General features: G+C 55.1%; 9 protein-coding genes. 3 read left to right on the forward strand and 6 right to left on the reverse strand.

Translation table 11 applies throughout. The annotated features are described in order from the left end of the window. Positions 1 to 254: 254 nt before the first annotated feature. Entirely contained in the window at positions 255 to 746 is a 492-nt protein-coding gene (locus GZH47_RS25780) for an NUDIX hydrolase (RefSeq protein WP_162643867.1), read from the forward strand. Between the two features lie 110 nt (positions 747 to 856). On the opposite strand, the gene GZH47_RS25785 is transcribed toward GZH47_RS25780, so the two are convergent. The 6 genes from GZH47_RS25785 to GZH47_RS25810 form a co-directional block, all read right to left on the reverse strand. Beyond that, on the reverse strand, positions 857 to 1,963 hold the full coding sequence (locus tag GZH47_RS25785) for an alpha/beta hydrolase family protein (RefSeq protein ID WP_225446217.1): 1,107 nt from the start codon (positions 1,961 to 1,963) through the stop codon (positions 857 to 859). 372 nt (positions 1,964 to 2,335) lie between these two features. Further along, a complete protein-coding gene (locus GZH47_RS25790) occupies positions 2,336 to 5,677 on the reverse strand; it encodes a carbohydrate-binding protein (protein WP_162643868.1) in 3,342 nt (1,113 codons plus the stop codon). A gap of 159 nt (positions 5,678 to 5,836) precedes the next feature. Then, complete coding sequence (locus GZH47_RS25795; protein ID WP_225446218.1) at positions 5,837 to 7,216, reverse strand: ABC transporter substrate-binding protein; 1,380 nt, start codon at positions 7,214 to 7,216, stop codon at positions 5,837 to 5,839. 22 nt (positions 7,217 to 7,238) lie between these two features. Beyond that, the gene (locus GZH47_RS25800) at positions 7,239 to 8,120 is read right to left on the reverse strand and encodes a carbohydrate ABC transporter permease (protein ID WP_225446219.1); all 882 of its coding nucleotides are present in this window, start codon (positions 8,118 to 8,120) and stop codon (positions 7,239 to 7,241) included. A gap of 12 nt (positions 8,121 to 8,132) precedes the next feature. Beyond that, a complete protein-coding gene (locus tag GZH47_RS25805) occupies positions 8,133 to 9,038 on the reverse strand; it encodes a carbohydrate ABC transporter permease (protein WP_162643869.1) in 906 nt (301 codons plus the stop codon). A 38-nt stretch (positions 9,039 to 9,076) separates the two neighbouring features. Further along, positions 9,077 to 10,372, reverse strand: coding sequence for a glycoside hydrolase family 125 protein (locus GZH47_RS25810; protein ID WP_162643870.1), 1,296 nt, complete (start codon positions 10,370 to 10,372; stop codon positions 9,077 to 9,079). A gap of 303 nt (positions 10,373 to 10,675) precedes the next feature. On the opposite strand from GZH47_RS25810, the gene GZH47_RS25815 reads away from it, so the two are divergent. Together GZH47_RS25815 and GZH47_RS25820 are read left to right on the forward strand one after the other, a co-directional pair. Next, positions 10,676 to 11,812, forward strand: coding sequence for a GntR family transcriptional regulator (locus tag GZH47_RS25815; RefSeq protein WP_162643871.1), 1,137 nt, complete (start codon positions 10,676 to 10,678; stop codon positions 11,810 to 11,812). A 279-nt stretch (positions 11,813 to 12,091) separates the two neighbouring features. Beyond that, the gene (locus tag GZH47_RS25820; protein WP_162643872.1) at positions 12,092 to 15,643 is read left to right on the forward strand and encodes a YDG domain-containing protein; all 3,552 of its coding nucleotides are present in this window, start codon (positions 12,092 to 12,094) and stop codon (positions 15,641 to 15,643) included. The last annotated feature ends 68 nt before the right edge of the window (positions 15,644 to 15,711 follow it).

A 15,711-nucleotide genomic window follows, 5' to 3' on the forward strand; every position in this document is an offset into this window, starting at 1 on the left:
AAAAGCTTATGGATGCGAAATCATGCAAAAACTAGCTGAAATCAGTGCAATGAAGTTGAATAAGGTGTGTAGGATTCGTTAGAATCCAAATCGGCCGCAAAATCCAGCAATAAGGTTGGTACGATTCTTTAGCTCGGGTGGTATGGAGGAGTTAAGGCGCAGGAGTGCCTATGTTTACTGAATAGCGAAGCAGGAAAGCGGCCGCAGCCAATGGAATAAATAGACAGACAATTCCATAAGGAGGTCGCGCAAACATGCCATTTCCAACGCATATCGTATCGGCGGGCGGGTACGTGGAAGACGGTCAAGGCAATATTCTGTTAGTGAAAACGCGTGACGGCGGTTGGGTTTGTCCCGGCGGGCAAGTGGAGGTTGGAGAGAATCTGATCGATGCTGTCGTTCGTGAGATCAAAGAGGAAAGCGGCATTGACGTCACCGTCGGTTACTTGGTCGGCGTCTGCTCGAATACGGGGATTTTCAAATGGTATGACGGCGTGACGGATGTTCCGACGCAGGTGATCTTCGAATTCGTATGCAAACCCGTGGGCGGGGAGCTGGTAGAGGTTACGGACGAAACGACCGATAGCCGCTGGGTGGCGAAAGACCGCGTGCTTGATTTCATTTCGCATCCCGCTCTGCGCGCTCGTTATCAGGCTTATTTGGATTTTAACGGAGCGGTCAATTACATGGAGTATGTGACGCACCCTGCGTTTATTATCAAACGCGATGTTAACCTATCAAAGTAGACGATAAAACCGGCAATAGTAGGTTCGGTGTAGAGCCATGTCGCCAGAGCGAACGATGACCCGCAAGACGGACACTTGACAAGAGTGCCTGCCTTGCGGGTCATTTCTGTCTAGATATTTTGATCCGCAAAATCCATGAACCTGTCCCAATCGTACGGCTTCAAATCATGCTCCCCGCTTCGCAGGTGGTAGCCCATTCGCTCGCGCAGGAGAGGTTCCTCAGGATGAGGGAAGTTCATCTCCGTTAAATCCTTGCAACCGAACAGCCGGTATGCGGCAGTGGCATGAACGAGCGACTGAAACTCCGAACGCGGATCGGCCCATTCGTCATTCGTAGCGCTTGCCACGTATAGCGGGCGCGGGGCGATGAGGGAGAGCAGCATATGCTGGTCGACGGGGAGATGCTCTTCCCGGTCGTTGTACGTTTTGTAGGTTCCGTTGAACCAGTGCGGAAACTGATCGTTAATATTCCGTATCGTTTCCCCCTTCTTGCCGCGGGAGAGCGCAGCGCCCGTACAGCCGGAATTGTTGCTGACGACGAGCGCGAAGCGTTCGTCAACGGCGCCTGCCCATAATGCGGCTTTGCCCCCGCGGGAATGACCGACGACCGCAACGCGTGCGGCATCGATGTCTGGATCCGTTTCCAGATAATCCATTGCGCGGCTCGCGGACCATGCCCAAGCTGCGATCGTTCCCCAGGCGTTCGCGGGACGCTCGCCCGTGGACGGATCGAAAATGCCGTGCACGCCGTTTCGGAAGCCATCGTGGAAATCCGGATCTGCGTCTTCGACGTCAAGGACGACCGCCGCATAGCCGCGAGCGACGATTTGCTCCGCCGGCCAGAATGGGGAGGGAGCTTGCTGCTCCGGATCCATATGGGCCGCGCCTCGATTATTGAGAAGCAGGAAAGCCGGGCAAGGCTCCTGGCCGTTGTCCGGGAGGAACATCAGCAAGCGGATCTTGCCCGTTCCTCCCGCGCCTTCATAGCGAATGTCCACTTGCTTGCGGACTGCGATGCCGCCAAGCATGTTTGGCGTGACTTTCGTATCGAATTCTAAGGTCGAAGGACGTCCGACGGTTTCCCGTCCGTATACGTGTTCGCGGAACAAGTCCAGAATCTCGGGCCGCCGGCGCTGCAGCCAGCGATCGGCCGTCTCGATCCGTTCGCCGTCCAATGTCAGCAGCATGTCCGGCAAATTGCGTTGATCCAGCATCATTCATTCCCTCCTATAGTCGGCCATTGCCAAGAGATAGAGAATCGTCTTAGTTGATCGATGATAGCGGTTTCACAATCGTATAAGCACCTTGTTCAGTCCAAGGATAAGCGAGATGGTGAAATGCCGTCAAGCGGATTCGCGGAGGGAGAGACGATGCTTCGTCACTGTTCAGCTAGTATTATTTAGTATCTGAGTCCGCGAACCCCGCGGGACCCGCGCTCCCGGCGCTCCCCGCGGGAACCTGAGCGCAGTTACCATACGCGGCCACTTGATCCGCTACTTCGGCCATATGGCGCCAATTCGATGCTTGGCGGCCACAACGAAGAAAACTCAGCAACCGCCTAAGAGGCGATTCCTGAGTCTTCATCTTCATTATTGCAGCGACTTGATAACAGCAGCCGCATCCGTATTCAGCACAGCTTTTGCCTGCTTGTCTACCGAGCCGCTTAAGGCTTGGTTATTCAAGTGCTTCACGAAATCCTGCAGCGCCTTGACAGCCTGCGGTTTTTTGCCGCCGTCAAGCTGGTGCTGCGCCTGCGCTAAATCGTTGTTCAGCTGCGGGACCAGCGGCCCGCGCAGCTGCCCCGCGCGTTTGTAACGGTCGAGCAGCTGCTGCATCGAATGGATGCTGGCGCTGACGTTGAACGTTACGGTTTGCTGAAGGCGATTGCCGGCTGCGTCCGCGATCGTGATCACGGCGGACTTGGCGCCTAGATTGCCGGCCAAATCGATATCCACGCTTTGTTTGCCAGGGGCTGCAATGGCATACGTCGTGCCGTCGATCACGATCCCGGCAGATTGGATGGATGCCGCCTTATCCTTCACCTTGAATTGAAGCTGCGCATCATCTCCGATCGAGGCGCCGGCTTGCAGCGTTTTGCCGTCTGCCGTCAGCGTATAGGCAGGGTAATCCGCCAGGTTGACGGTCATGCCTTTCGATACGTTCCCCGATGCATCCACCGCTTGAATGCCGATCGCGAGGTTCGAGGTATCCCCGCCAAGGCCGGTTAACAAAGCGCCTTGAATGCCTTTGCCGATCGTCAATACATCGCCAGCAGGCTGTCCGTTTCTCACCGGCTTCAGCACGACTTTCTGCGCGTCAATGTCATAAGGGCCGTCCCAATACAGCTGGATGGAGCCGTTATCGCGAATGACCTGCACGTTCTCGACTTCGCCCGGAGGCACGCTGTCCGGTGCCGTCACCGGCGGGATTTCCGGGGCCGTGAAGACGGCCGGATCGCCGAACGTAAATTTATCTACATTATAGAGGTAGTCAGTGCCTTTGAATAAAAGGAACACGATATGCTTGCCGGTAACCGGCGTCGTGACGGGCGCCGAGGAGACCGCGAAGTTCTGCCAGCCGCCGGTTCCCGGCGCCTGATCGGTCGCGACGATCGGGCCGTTCATGCTGTCGAGCCGGACTTCGATCGAACCGCCGCTCGTGTCGCTTGCCGCATTGACCGTGAATTGGGTCGGGCTTGTCGTCCCGAAATCAATATAGTTGTACATGGCATAAGGCGCATTCGCCGCGTTGATGCCTGCCAGATACGTTTGCCCGCCGCCGTTCTCCGTTCCGAAGCCGGTACCGCCCGTAAAGTCCTCGGCCTCCAGCTTGCCGAAGGCATCGCGCGATTTACCCTTCACCGTCGTAAAGGTGAACCAGCCTAGGTTGCTCGGATAATCCGAGCCGTCTTTGCCGTGGAAAACAAGATAAACGTCATGGACGCCGGTTGCCAGCGTATCATCGATATTCGCCATGATGTCGACCCAGTTATCCCAACTATTCAGCGCCGGAACGTCGATCGAGCCTGCCGTAGGACCGCTCAGGCTGTCCAGTTTCACTTCGATCGATCCGCCTTGATTGCCGCTGGCGATATGCGCCGTAATGCCGGCTGCCGCACCGGTGCCGAAGTCAATCCCTTTGTACAGGGCATAGGCGTTGTTCTTCACGCCGTCCAGAATGCCGGCGCCCGTGTTCTTGGTCAACCCCGACACTTCGTCGGCGTTGATGCCTTGCAGCCTGGCGTAAGCGTCCGTCTTGGTCGGGTCCGTCTGCGTGAATTTGAACCAATTCAAATTAAACAGGTAGTCGTCGTTCGTCCGCGCGAAGACGAGATAGACATCGTGAACGCCCGTAATCGTAGTCGGTTGTCCTTGATCGTCCCGAAGGACTGTGCCCGCATCGGTGAATGTATTCCAGCTGCCCGTTCCCTGCACGTTCAGCGTACCGGCTTTCGGACCGGACAGCGAATCGAGATGGACTTCGATGTTTCCGCCGCCCGTCGCGCTCGACACTCTGGCAATGAAGCCGGTTGCGCCCGTGGAGCCGAAATCTACGTTCTTCATGGCGACATAGCCGCCAGGTTGGATGCCGCCCAATTGGAGCGTGCCGTCGCCGCTGCCTTCCAAGCCGAATCCGCTGCCGATCGCATACGATTCCGCTTCGGTTCTGACATAAGGATTTCGCACGGTATCATGAAGATTCGCGCTGCCTGGCCGCAAGACGGTTAGCGCTTCTACGGCTGCCGCGGACGACCAGGATTCATACGTGCCGGAGACCAGCTGACCCGCCCAGTTGCCGTCCACGATATTGTTCGCGTTGCGGTTATGCCAAGCCAAATTAGCATTGAACGACAGCCAGTTATTGAACTGGTCGGCGAACGCGGCGTTATGGCCATGGGAATCTTGCTCGAGCGCTTGCTGCAGGTAGGCCAGATTGCGGAGCAGGATCGTCTTGCCGCCTTTAAGATCTCCGTTTGGCCCTTCGTAGCCCAGTACGCCGTTCGCGTCGACCAGATGGCTTTCCGTGAAGGAGGCCGCTTTCACCGCATCGTCCAGGTACACGCTGTTGCCGGTAATATTGTACAAGCCTACCGCCGCGCCGATGAACGTCCCTTGATTGTAGTGCGTCGCGTCCGGAGCGGTGCCGTTCTTCACTTCGATCCGGTCGAATACTTTGCCGTTTCCGTCGGTCAACACCGTTTTGCCCCAGCGATAGATGCGGGTCGCGGCGTCTAGGTAATGATCGTCCTTCGTGACGTTATATAGATAAACGGCGGCTTCGGCGGCAGGGAAGTTGATGCAGGCGTTCTTGGTCGAATGATCGCTGTTCATCCACCAGATGCCGCCGTTCGCGAAGTCGTCGTCCCACTGCGTGTCGTAGACGAAATCGAAATAATATTTCGCCTTGTCCAGAAACCGCTGCTCTTTGGTAATGTCGTAAGCGCGCGCGCTGGCCATCGCCCACCACATGATATCGTCATTGAAATGGTTATTCGTCCAATCCGGCCCGTAGCTGGCGACGGTTCCGTCGAAGACGTCGTCGATTTGCTGGCGCAGCGTCGCTTTCAACGCGGGGTCGGACGTATTCTGATACGCATCCATGACCATTTCCCACAGCTCCGCCTCTACCCAGAACCCTTGGTAGCTCGTGCCTTTGTTCGAGTTGGCCCAGAAGAATTTGGCCGTGCTGTCCCAGAACGTTTGGTTGAACGCCTTCATCGCCGTATCCGCATCCGCGGCCGTGAACGAAACCTGCCCCGGTTGCGCAGGCGAAGATGGGGTTGGCTTTACGCTCGCTGGCAAGCCGTTTGCATCCGAAGCATTCGCTTGCGCCGCGTTTGCTGGCGATACCAAGGCACCGGACCACGAAGAAAGGGTTAAGGCGATTGCGGTCGCGCAGACGTACAACTTTTTGCTGTTTTTCAAAGCCATTTCTAGTAACCTCCAATGGTATGTTAGGATCTTGTAGCTATCGCAGACTCCCTCGCCGGTCGTGTGACCTCAAATTCACCTCCTTTATCGAATAAAAAAACAGGAGCAGCACGCTGTTGCTGACTACTCCTGTTGTTGGTCATTGGGTGATGTTGAGGATTATGAGGCTTTGATCGTTTTATTGATTTTGTCGGCCATGCCTTGCAGTTCTTTCTCGCCGCCTTTGCCGCTCAGCACGTTGTTCCATACCGTATCGATGAACGGATTCGCTTTGCCCGCCCAAGACGTTAGGAAACGAACCGGCAGCGTCGTAGGCGATTTCAAAATATGGTCGATACCGTCAGCCAAGTCCTGATGGCCGGCAGCTTTAAGCGTATCGTAATAGGAAGAGGCCGAAGCTTGGAAAGCGGACGGAGCTACCGGCGTTTGCGGCAGCACGTCTTTGTACATCGTCGAATCCAAGTATTTCATGACTTTCCAGACGGCGTCCGGATTCTTGATGCTGACAGGGCTGGCCCAGCCGACGGCGTCATAAATTTCGGCTTGCGAAGTGACGACAGGCATCGGAACGTAACCCCATTGCAGGTCCGGCGCATTGCGGATGAGATCGTCGGCGATCCATTGGCCTTGATACGTCATCGCGACTTTGCCGTCTTTGAACGGTCCCATGATGGTGGACAGGTCGAACGTCGCCGGGTTCATCGAGCCGTCGGCAATCGCTTGCTGATACTTAGTTACGCCTTCAATGAATTGCGGGCTTACCGTCGCGCTTGTCGGATTCAGCAGGTTGTCGGCGAACGGAGAGCCGCCCGCGGATGCTGCATAGAGCGATACGGTGAACGGATCGGGATGGAAGTACAAGCCGTATTGTTGAACGCCGTCTTTCTTCGAAGAGAGCTTCTTCATGTCGGCGAAGAATTCATCGTAAGTCCAGCCGATCTTAGGCTCGGTCAGTCCCGCATCCTTGAATAGCTGTTTGTTGTAGAAAATGCCGTACGTATTCAGCAGGCCCGGCAATCCGTAGTTCTTGCCGTCGACCTTCCAGCCATCCAAGACGCCCGGATAGAAGCCGTTCATGAAGTCCGTATCCGCGCTTGCGTGTTCCGTCCAATCGAAGAGCAGGTTCGATGCTTGATCCTGCACGAGCATGTCGTTACCCAATTGGAAAATATCCGGCGCCTGCTTGGCGGCGATCATGCCGTTCAGCTTGGTGCCGTAATCGCTGAGCGGAGCGGGCATAAGTTTGACCGTAATGCCTGGGTTCTCCTGCTCGAACTTCTTCATGCTCTCCATGATTTTATTGTTCATGTCTTGCGATTCCCATGTCATCAGCGTTACTTCGGCTTTCTCGGTCGTAGTCCCGGTTGTGCCTCCGTCGTTCCCTGCGTTCTTCGTATTGCCTGCGTCTTGGGTATTGCCCGCGTTCTTCGCGTTTCCCGTATTGCCCGAATTGTTGTTGTCCGAGTTGCCGCAGGCGGACAGCATGCCGGCCACCAGCAGGAATGCCGTTAACGTAACCCCAGTTTTCATCGCTTTCATAGAAAGACCTCCCATAGTTTGTTTATTTCAAGCCGGCGGAATTGACCGACCCGAGACCCTGCATAAAGTACTTTTGGCCGAAGAAGAAAATAATGAGCAGCGGCAGCATGTAGATCAGATCGGCGGCCATGAAATAGTTCCACTGCGTCGTCCAGTTGGATGCGAACGAAGCGAGCGCGACGGACAATGTCCATTTGTCTTGATCGACCAGGTAGATAAGAGGCTCCAGGTATTGGTTCCATGAACCGTTGAAGGCGAAAATGATCATCGTGACGACGACGGGCAGGGACATCGGAACCAGAATGCGCCACAGAATTTGCGTGTCGCCGGCGCCGTCCATTTTGGCCGCCTCGTCGAACGACTTCGGAATCGTGCTTAGGAACTGAATGAACAGGAAGGTGAAGGCCGGATTCCCCAAGTAAGAAGGGACGATCAGCGGCAGCCACGTATTGTACCAGCCAAGCTGCGAGAACAGATGGAAGACGGGTACGAGACCGACGAAGCCGGGCAGCATCATGCTGCCGATGAAGCTGCTGAACCAGAGCTTCCGGCCGGGAAAACGCAGACGCGAGAGGCCGTAGCCGACCACGATGGAGCTGGCTACCTGCCCGATGGTGCTCAGAATCGATATGAACACCGAGTTTTTGAACATTTGCCAGAAGTGGATTTCTTTGGTCCCCTTGACGAAGTTCTCGAAATGAAACTCAGTGGGCAGCCACTGCGGCGTCGTTGTGAAAATATCGTTGTTGCCCTTCAAAGCGATCGTGATGACCCAAAGCAGCGGATATAGCATGGCGACCGTACCGATCAGGAGAACCGCCATTCGGATTATATTCACAGGCTGGGCTTTGCGCCTGCTTGGTCCGGCGATACGGACGGCCGGAGCGGAATATTCAGTCTTCACGAGAGGCACCTCCTATCGGTTGTCGTTTTCGTAATGCACGAACTGGTTGGAAAAGCGGAACGTGATAAGCGTGAAGAACATAATGATCAGGAACAAAATCCATACTTCCGCAATGCCGTAGCCGAACATTTTCGAGCCGAAGACATCGGAATAGATTTTGAAATTCAGCAGCTCGGTAGCGTAGTTTGGTCCTCCGCCGGTCATGACCTGCACCTGCGCGAACGATTGGAAGGCGCCGATAATGCCGAGAATGAGCTGCAGGAACAGGATGGGAGCGATCAGCGGCAGGGTGACGTTGCGGAAGACCGCCCAGCCCTTCGCGCCGTCCATGCTCGACGCTTCATATAAGTCCTGCGGAATGGACTGCAGTCCGCTCAAGAAAATAATCATGCCGCCGCCGATTTGCCATAGTCCGGCGATAATGACCGAGAAGAGGGCGAGCCGCTCGTCGCTCAGCCAATTGACCGGATCTGCGCCGAATAAGTGCAGGACGCGGTTGGCTAATCCGTATTGCGGCTGATAAATGAATTTCCACAGCGTCAAGGTAGCGATCATCGGGAGTACGGTCGGCAAGTAGAAGGCCGTACGGAAGAACTTGATGCCCGGCAAATTCTTATTGAGCAGCATGGCAAGCAGCAATCCGCCGATCAACGAAGCGGGCACATTGATGAGGACGTAATAGAACGTAATGCGAAGCGCTTTCCAGAAGACGGGATCGACCGTGAATAAGTAGTTGAAGTTGTCGAAGCCGACATATTCCGGCTTGTTGTACCCGTCCCATTTGGTTAACGCGTAATAAACGGACATGACGAGCGGATAAGCGACGAAGATGCAGAAGCCGAGAATGGAAGGCGAGATGTGCAGGTAGCCCTTCACCCATCCGAAGCGGTCTCTCTTGCGGGATGCGACACTGTTCATGGAAACGGATTTCCTCCTTTCGTGATCGCCTTGCGGCGTCAGACTGGCAGCGACTGGCCGGCGGCGGTTCGGCCGCTGACCCAGCGAACGATAAATTCGCCGAAGAGGCTGTTCGCCCATGCGAACCATTCCCGCGTAAACGTGCCGGGATCGTCCGGATGGAAGCTTTCGTGCATGTAGTCCGTATCCGCCGTCGTCGCGATGAGCGTGCGGATCAGCGCCTCTTGCTCCTGCGGATCAACGGAGGTCAAGCCCTGCATGATCAGGCCGATCGGCCAAATATGTCCGGGCGGCGTATGGGGGCTGCCGACTCCGCGTCCATGCGTTCCTGAATAGTAGCTCGGATTGGCGGGACTGAGCACGAATGCCCGCGTATTCCGGTACACGGCATCATCTGCCGGACGGTAGCCGAGATAAGGAATCGAGAGCAGGCTCGGCACGTTGGCGTCGTCCATCAGATTGTAGTTGCCGTATCCGTCCGTCTCGTACGCGTAGATCGTCCCGAACTCCGGATGCTGCACTTTGCCGTACGTCTCGATGCCGAATTCGATTTGGACCGCCAAATTGAGAGCGCTTTCGGATAATGCCGAATCACCGTACATATCGAGCGCCAGCTGGCCAAGGTCGCGTAGAATGACGACGGCGAACATATTCGCGGGAATCAGATAGCCGTACTTGCAGGCGTCATCGCTCGGCCGGAATCCCGACCAGACCATGCCGGTGAAGTTCGTGCGCGTTCCTTTCCCTTCGAAAGGCAGCGTATCCGACGGCGGGCATTGAAACCGTTGGAAGGAATAGCCCGATTGCCGGTCGTGGTGCTGCTCGATCAGCATCGTGTCCACGATCTGCTTGAACATCAGGCGGACATCCTCGTTGAATACCGAGCGGTCTCCTGTTGTCCGCCAATAGTGCGCGCACAGCTGTACGGGGTAGCAGAGCGAATCCAGCTCGTATTTCCGTTCCCATACCGATGGTCCTTTGGGAGGCAGGTCGCCGGTATGTCCTTGCCCGTTTGCTTCTTTGTTGAATGCGTTTGCATAACTGTCTAGCAGCAGGAATTTGGCTTGCCGATGAATCACTCCGCGGATCAGCCTGCGAAGATCTGCATCTTCGTTCGCCATCTCCATATAGGGGCGAATTTGCGCCGATGAATCCCGAAGCCACATGGCCGGGATATCTCCCGTAATGACGAATGAAGTGCCGTCATCGAGCAGTTCGACGGTCGTTTGCAGCGTATTGGGATAGCAGTTTCGGAATACATCCGCCATATGAGGATCGATTTCCTTTAGCGAAGATGAGATGGCCTCGATTTTGCGGAATACAGTTTCGTACATCGTCCCACTCCTTAACAGTTGGTCATGATGGTTCGTCATGCGAATTGCTTACGTGGGAGAGCATATCATTTGGAAAAATATGATGTCAATATATTTTTTATGTTGATATATCAATACAAGTAATCATTGATGGTTAATAATGGCTTTTCAACCAAGTATAATAAGCGCGCGGCGTACGATTGCAGTAATTATGCGTGAAAACAAAGGAGTTTTATTTTTGGGCGGCGCGAAAATTAACCTTGAAATCGCTTCGTTTATTTTATATAGTTGGTATATCATGATATTCGAAGGATGATCGCACACATGAAGGCGCCTCTTTACGAGCAGATATACAACCACCTATTTCAGAAGATTAAAGACGGCGAGCTTAAAAGCGGCGACCGGCTGCCTTCGGAAAATGAGTTGGCGGATCAGTTCAACGTAAGCAGGATTACGACCAAGAAAGCACTCGAGACGCTGGCCCAGCATCGGCTGGTCGAACGGATTAGAGGCAAGGGCTCTTACGTTTCGGACGCCTTGCCGGACTTGGAAGAAGCCATATTGTATGAAAACCTGGCGGATACCGAAACGGAATCATCGCCGGAAGCAGTGAAGCTGGTCGGGCTCATACTTCCCGAATTTGCCGAATCGTACGGATCGCGGCTGATCCACGGCGTCGAAGAACAGTGCTCCAAGACGAATTGCCGGATGCTGATGAAGCTGACCTATGACAGCCGCGAAGTCGAAGAATCCGCCATCCAGTCGTTTATCGATCTGGGCGTGGACGGCTTCATCATCTTCCCCGTGCATGGCGAACACTATAATACGGCGCTGTTGCGGCTGGTGCTGGATAAGTTCCCGGTCGTTCTCGTCGATCGCTACTTGAAGGGCATCGCGGCCTGCTCGGTCTATACCGATAACCAGAAATCCGTATCCGATTTGACGATGCATCTGCTGGAGCGCGGGCACCGGGAGATCGGCTTCATTTCGGTGCCGTCGGACAACACCTCTTCCGTCGAGGAACGGATCGACGGCTTCTCCGAGACGCTGATCCGGAACGGCATTCCCTTCAAGCCGCAGCATATGATGTCGAATCTGCACAGTTCGCTGCCAAGTCCATCCGATAAGGCGAATATTCAGACGGATATCGAGACGGTCCGCCGGTTCGTCGAGCTGAATCCCGAGCTGACGGCTTTCGTCGCCGCCGAATACAACTTGGCGCTGGTGCTTCGGGAAGTGCTGATCGGCATGAATAAACGGATTCCGGAAGACGTGGAGATCGTTTGTTTCGATTCTCCGCCCGATCCGTTCGGCAAGCATGCCTTCACTCACATCCAGCAGGACGAGCACGGCATGGGCAGGATGGCGGTCGATATGCTGCACGGCCAGTGGGCCGGCGAGGATGTCGGGTTGAATCACGTCATCGCGCATTCGTTTATTAAGGGGCTTTCGACAAAGTAACAGCCGGATGAATATGAAATGCCAAACAAAGGCCTAAGAGTAACCGAACTGGTTACTCTTAGGCCTTTTGTATTCGCTGTGGGGTTTGTTTCCGGGATTAATTTGACGACGAAATATGGATATTCATTGCTTTCGTCAAATAATCCAAGGCTCATTTCCAATATAATGTTTTGTTTACAATACTAACTATCGTCTCTTATACTATTTTGCATAGGAAGAGTCGATTGTTGACGAAAAAAGGCGTCGAATGAAGAGAGGGGAATTTTTTTGAGGTTGTCTATGAAACTATTCGTTGCTGCAGCTATCCTTCTTACCTTAGTTGGAGTTACGGCAGGGAGCAGGATAGGGCCGTTCGCGCCGGATGCAGCGAATGCCGCCGCACCATTAACTCAGGTCACCATCAGCGGACTGAAAGTCGCCGACAAGAATTATGACGGAAACACGTCGGCCACGATCGACTGGAGCGGCGCAACATTAGGTGGAGTCACGCCTGGCGATTCGGTATCGATCAATCATGCCGGCGTTACGGCAGCCTTCGCGGACCTGAATGCCGGCGCGAACAAGCCGGCGACCATCTCCGGCCTGTCGTTAAGCGGAGCCGATGCGGGCAAGTATGCGCTGGATTCGTCGACCATGAACGTGACGGCAACGATCAATAAGACGGTGTTTACTGTAAACGGCCTCGTAGTCAACAACAAAACTTACGATGGCACTACCAGCGGTTCCATCGATTATAGCCACGCAGTAGTAAGTGCAAATGGATACTTTGATGCTGACATCGGTGTGTATGCAAACGGAATCGCTGCCTTCTCGGATAAAAACGCCGGCAATGGCAAGCAGGTCACAATAACCGGATTTACCGTTGGCGGGAGGACCGACGCGGCTAGCCTTCTCGTCGGAAACTACATCGTTAACCCGGTTACGTTAACGGCCGATATTACGCCGAAGGCGCTGACGATCGACGGCATCACGGCCACTAACAAAACCTACGACGGCACGACGGCCGCCACGATTAACGTCGGCGCCGCGACCCTGACCGGAAAAGTCGGATCGGATGATCTAAGAGTGGACGTTTCGGCAAGCACGGCTGATTTCGCGGGCGTAGACGCCGGCAATGGGCAAATCGTCGTGATCAACGGTTTGGCCATTGGCGGGACGGATAAGAATAACTATGCGTTGACGAGCACCTCCGCGTACGCATTAGCCAATATAACGCCCAAGCCGCTTACCCTAACCGGCCTTGCGGGAATCGATAAAGTCTATGACGGTACGACCGGCGCGCAAGTTAGCTATGGCGGAATACAGTTCACCGGAGTCATCATTTCGGACTTCTTAACTTTAAATTTTGCAAACCAAAACGTCGCCTTCTCGGATAAAAATGCCGGCAACGGCAAACTGATCACGGTCACCGGATTGGCTATTACAGGCCCCGATGCCGCTAACTATACCCTTAACCCCGTTACGGCGACGGCGAATATTATGCCTAAGCAGCTCAGCGTCACGGGCATTACCGCCAATGACAAAACGTATGATGGCGACGCTGGCACAACGCTCGACTTTAGCGCCGCGAACCTGACGGGGAAAGTCGGAACGGACGATGTGTCGTTGGATACCGCGGCGGTTACGGGCGCTTTCGCGAATAAAGACGCCGGCAACGGCAAGTCCGTCGCGATTAGTGGACTGGCACTTAAAGGCGCGGCAAGCGGCAACTATACGTTGTCTTCCACGACAGCAGCAGCAACGGCCGATATTATGCCGAAGACGATCAGCGTCACGGGCATTGCTGCCAACGATAAAATATACGATGGCGAAACAACCGCCATGCTCGACTTTAGCGCTGCGAGCTTGACGGGGAAAGTCGGAACGGACGATGTGTCGTTGGATACCGCGGCCGTAACCGGGACGTTCTCGGACGAAGACGCTGCCGCCGGCAAGTCCGTTGCGATCAGCGGCTTGGCGCTGAAAGGCGCGGCGGGCGGCAATTATACGCTGTCTTCCACGACGGCTGCCGCAACGGCAGATATTACGCCGAAGCAGGTAAGCGTCACGGGCATTACAGCCGATGACAAAACGTACGACGGCGACGCAAACGCAACGCTCGACTTTAGCGCTGCGAGCTTGACGGGGAAAGTCGGAACGGACGATGTGTCGTTGGATACCGCGTCCGTAACCGGGACTTTCTCGGATAGAAACTCTGACACCGGCAAGTCCGTCGCGATTAGCGGCCTGGCCCTTAGCGGAGCAGCAAGCGGCAATTATACGCTGGCATCCGCGACAGCAACCGCAACGGCCGATATTACGCCGAAGCCGCTTGCCGTTACGGGCATTACCGCCAGAAACAAAACGTACGATGGCAAGACAACCGCCAAGATCGACGTCGGCACGGCGGCGCTGACCGGAATCGTCGGCACGGATGATGTGGGTTTGGACGCGTCAGCAGCCGCAGGCGAATTCGCAGACCGCAAAACAGGCAGAGGCAAGACAGTGACCGTCAGCGGCTTGGCCCTCACGGGAACCGATGCCGGCAATTATACGCTCGATCCGTACACGACGACGGCTAACATTAACAGCGTCAGCGTGGATCCAGGCCCCGGCCAAGAGGTCGCGCCCGAGAATCACGATTTGTGGACCGAAACAACGAGTCAACTCGATGGCAATGCCGTTACGACGGCGACCGTGAATCAGACTGAACTGGAAGCGTTGCTTGCCGAAGGACAAGCACGGCATATTACGATCGATGTGCAAGCGGAATCCGATGACGTGCGCATTGTTTTGAATGGCCAAATGATTCAAATGCTAAATGATAATAACGCCACTCTGGAAATCAGAACAGGTCGCTCCACGTATACGCTGAACGCTCAGCAGCTCAACATCGACCAAGCGGTCAAACAATGGGGCCAAAGCATCTCGCTGCAAGACGTGATCGTTCAAATTGAACTCGCATCGCCATCTTCGGAGATGCTGAAAGTGGCAGAAGATGCAGCGGTCGCAGGCAAGTTCACCGTGCAGGTGCCGCCTGTCGAGTTTGCAATCCATGTCGACTATGAAGGTGCGAGCGTGCCGGTCTCCAGCTTCAGCGCTTATGTGAAGCGTACGATCGCACTCCCGGACGATGTCGATCCGGCTAAGATTACGACTGCAGTCGTCATCGAGACCAACGGAACGGTTCATCATGTACCGACCAAGATCGTCCAAGTCGATGGCAAATTTTATGCGCAAATCAGCAGCCTGACCAATAGCACGTATGCCGTCATCTGGCACCCTGTCGCCTTCAGCGATATGACCGCGCACTGGGCCAAAGCCGCCGTTAATGATATGGGCTCGCGGATGATCATCGAGGGAACGGGAGACGGTCGTTTCAATCCTGACGGTGAGATTACCCGTGCCGAATTCTTGGCGATTCTCGTTCGCGGACTTGGACTCAAGCCGACAGGCGGTTCGTCGACATTCACGGATGTCAAAGCGACGGACTGGTTCGCCAGTGCCGTGAATACGGCTGCAGCATACCAACTCGTTACTGGGGATAAGAACGGCGCATTCCTGCCGAATGACAAGATTACGCGCGAGCAGGCGATGACCATTCTCTCCAAAGCCATGAAGCTCACCGGGCTTCAAAACAAACTGTCCGATGCCGCAAGCGATACGGTGCTGCATTCTTATGCAGATGCGGCGGCAGTGTCCGCGTGGGCGAGAAGCGGCGTTGCCGACAGCGTACTGGCGGGCATTGTCACGGGCAAGAGCAACGGCAAGCTGGCGCCGAAAGACCATATGACGAGAGCCGAGACGGCGACGGTCATTCAGCGGCTGCTGCAGCAATCCGATTTGATTTAAGTCAAGCTGTTCGTCCCTTCCCGATCGCCGGGGAGGGATTTTTTCTTAACCTGTATGCTTCGTCGAAG

This window comes from Paenibacillus rhizovicinus, from assembly GCF_010365285.1.
GTDB classification, from domain to species: domain Bacteria; phylum Bacillota; class Bacilli; order Paenibacillales; family Paenibacillaceae; genus Paenibacillus_Z; species Paenibacillus_Z rhizovicinus.

Coding starts and splice junctions, on each gene's coding strand:
- GZH47_RS25785 (WP_225446217.1), bottom strand. CDS start 1,963: ATGATGCTGGATCAACGCAATTTGCCGGACATGCTGCTGACATTGGAC.
- GZH47_RS25810 (WP_162643870.1), bottom strand. CDS start 10,372: ATGTACGAAACTGTATTCCGCAAAATCGAGGCCATCTCATCTTCGCTA.
- GZH47_RS25795 (WP_225446218.1), bottom strand. CDS start 7,216: ATGAAAGCGATGAAAACTGGGGTTACGTTAACGGCATTCCTGCTGGTG.
- GZH47_RS25780 (WP_162643867.1), top strand. CDS start 255: ATGCCATTTCCAACGCATATCGTATCGGCGGGCGGGTACGTGGAAGAC.
- GZH47_RS25805 (WP_162643869.1), bottom strand. CDS start 9,038: ATGAACAGTGTCGCATCCCGCAAGAGAGACCGCTTCGGATGGGTGAAG.
- GZH47_RS25820 (WP_162643872.1), top strand. CDS start 12,092: ATGAAACTATTCGTTGCTGCAGCTATCCTTCTTACCTTAGTTGGAGTT.
- GZH47_RS25790 (WP_162643868.1), bottom strand. CDS start 5,677: ATGGCTTTGAAAAACAGCAAAAAGTTGTACGTCTGCGCGACCGCAATC.
- GZH47_RS25815 (WP_162643871.1), top strand. CDS start 10,676: ATGAAGGCGCCTCTTTACGAGCAGATATACAACCACCTATTTCAGAAG.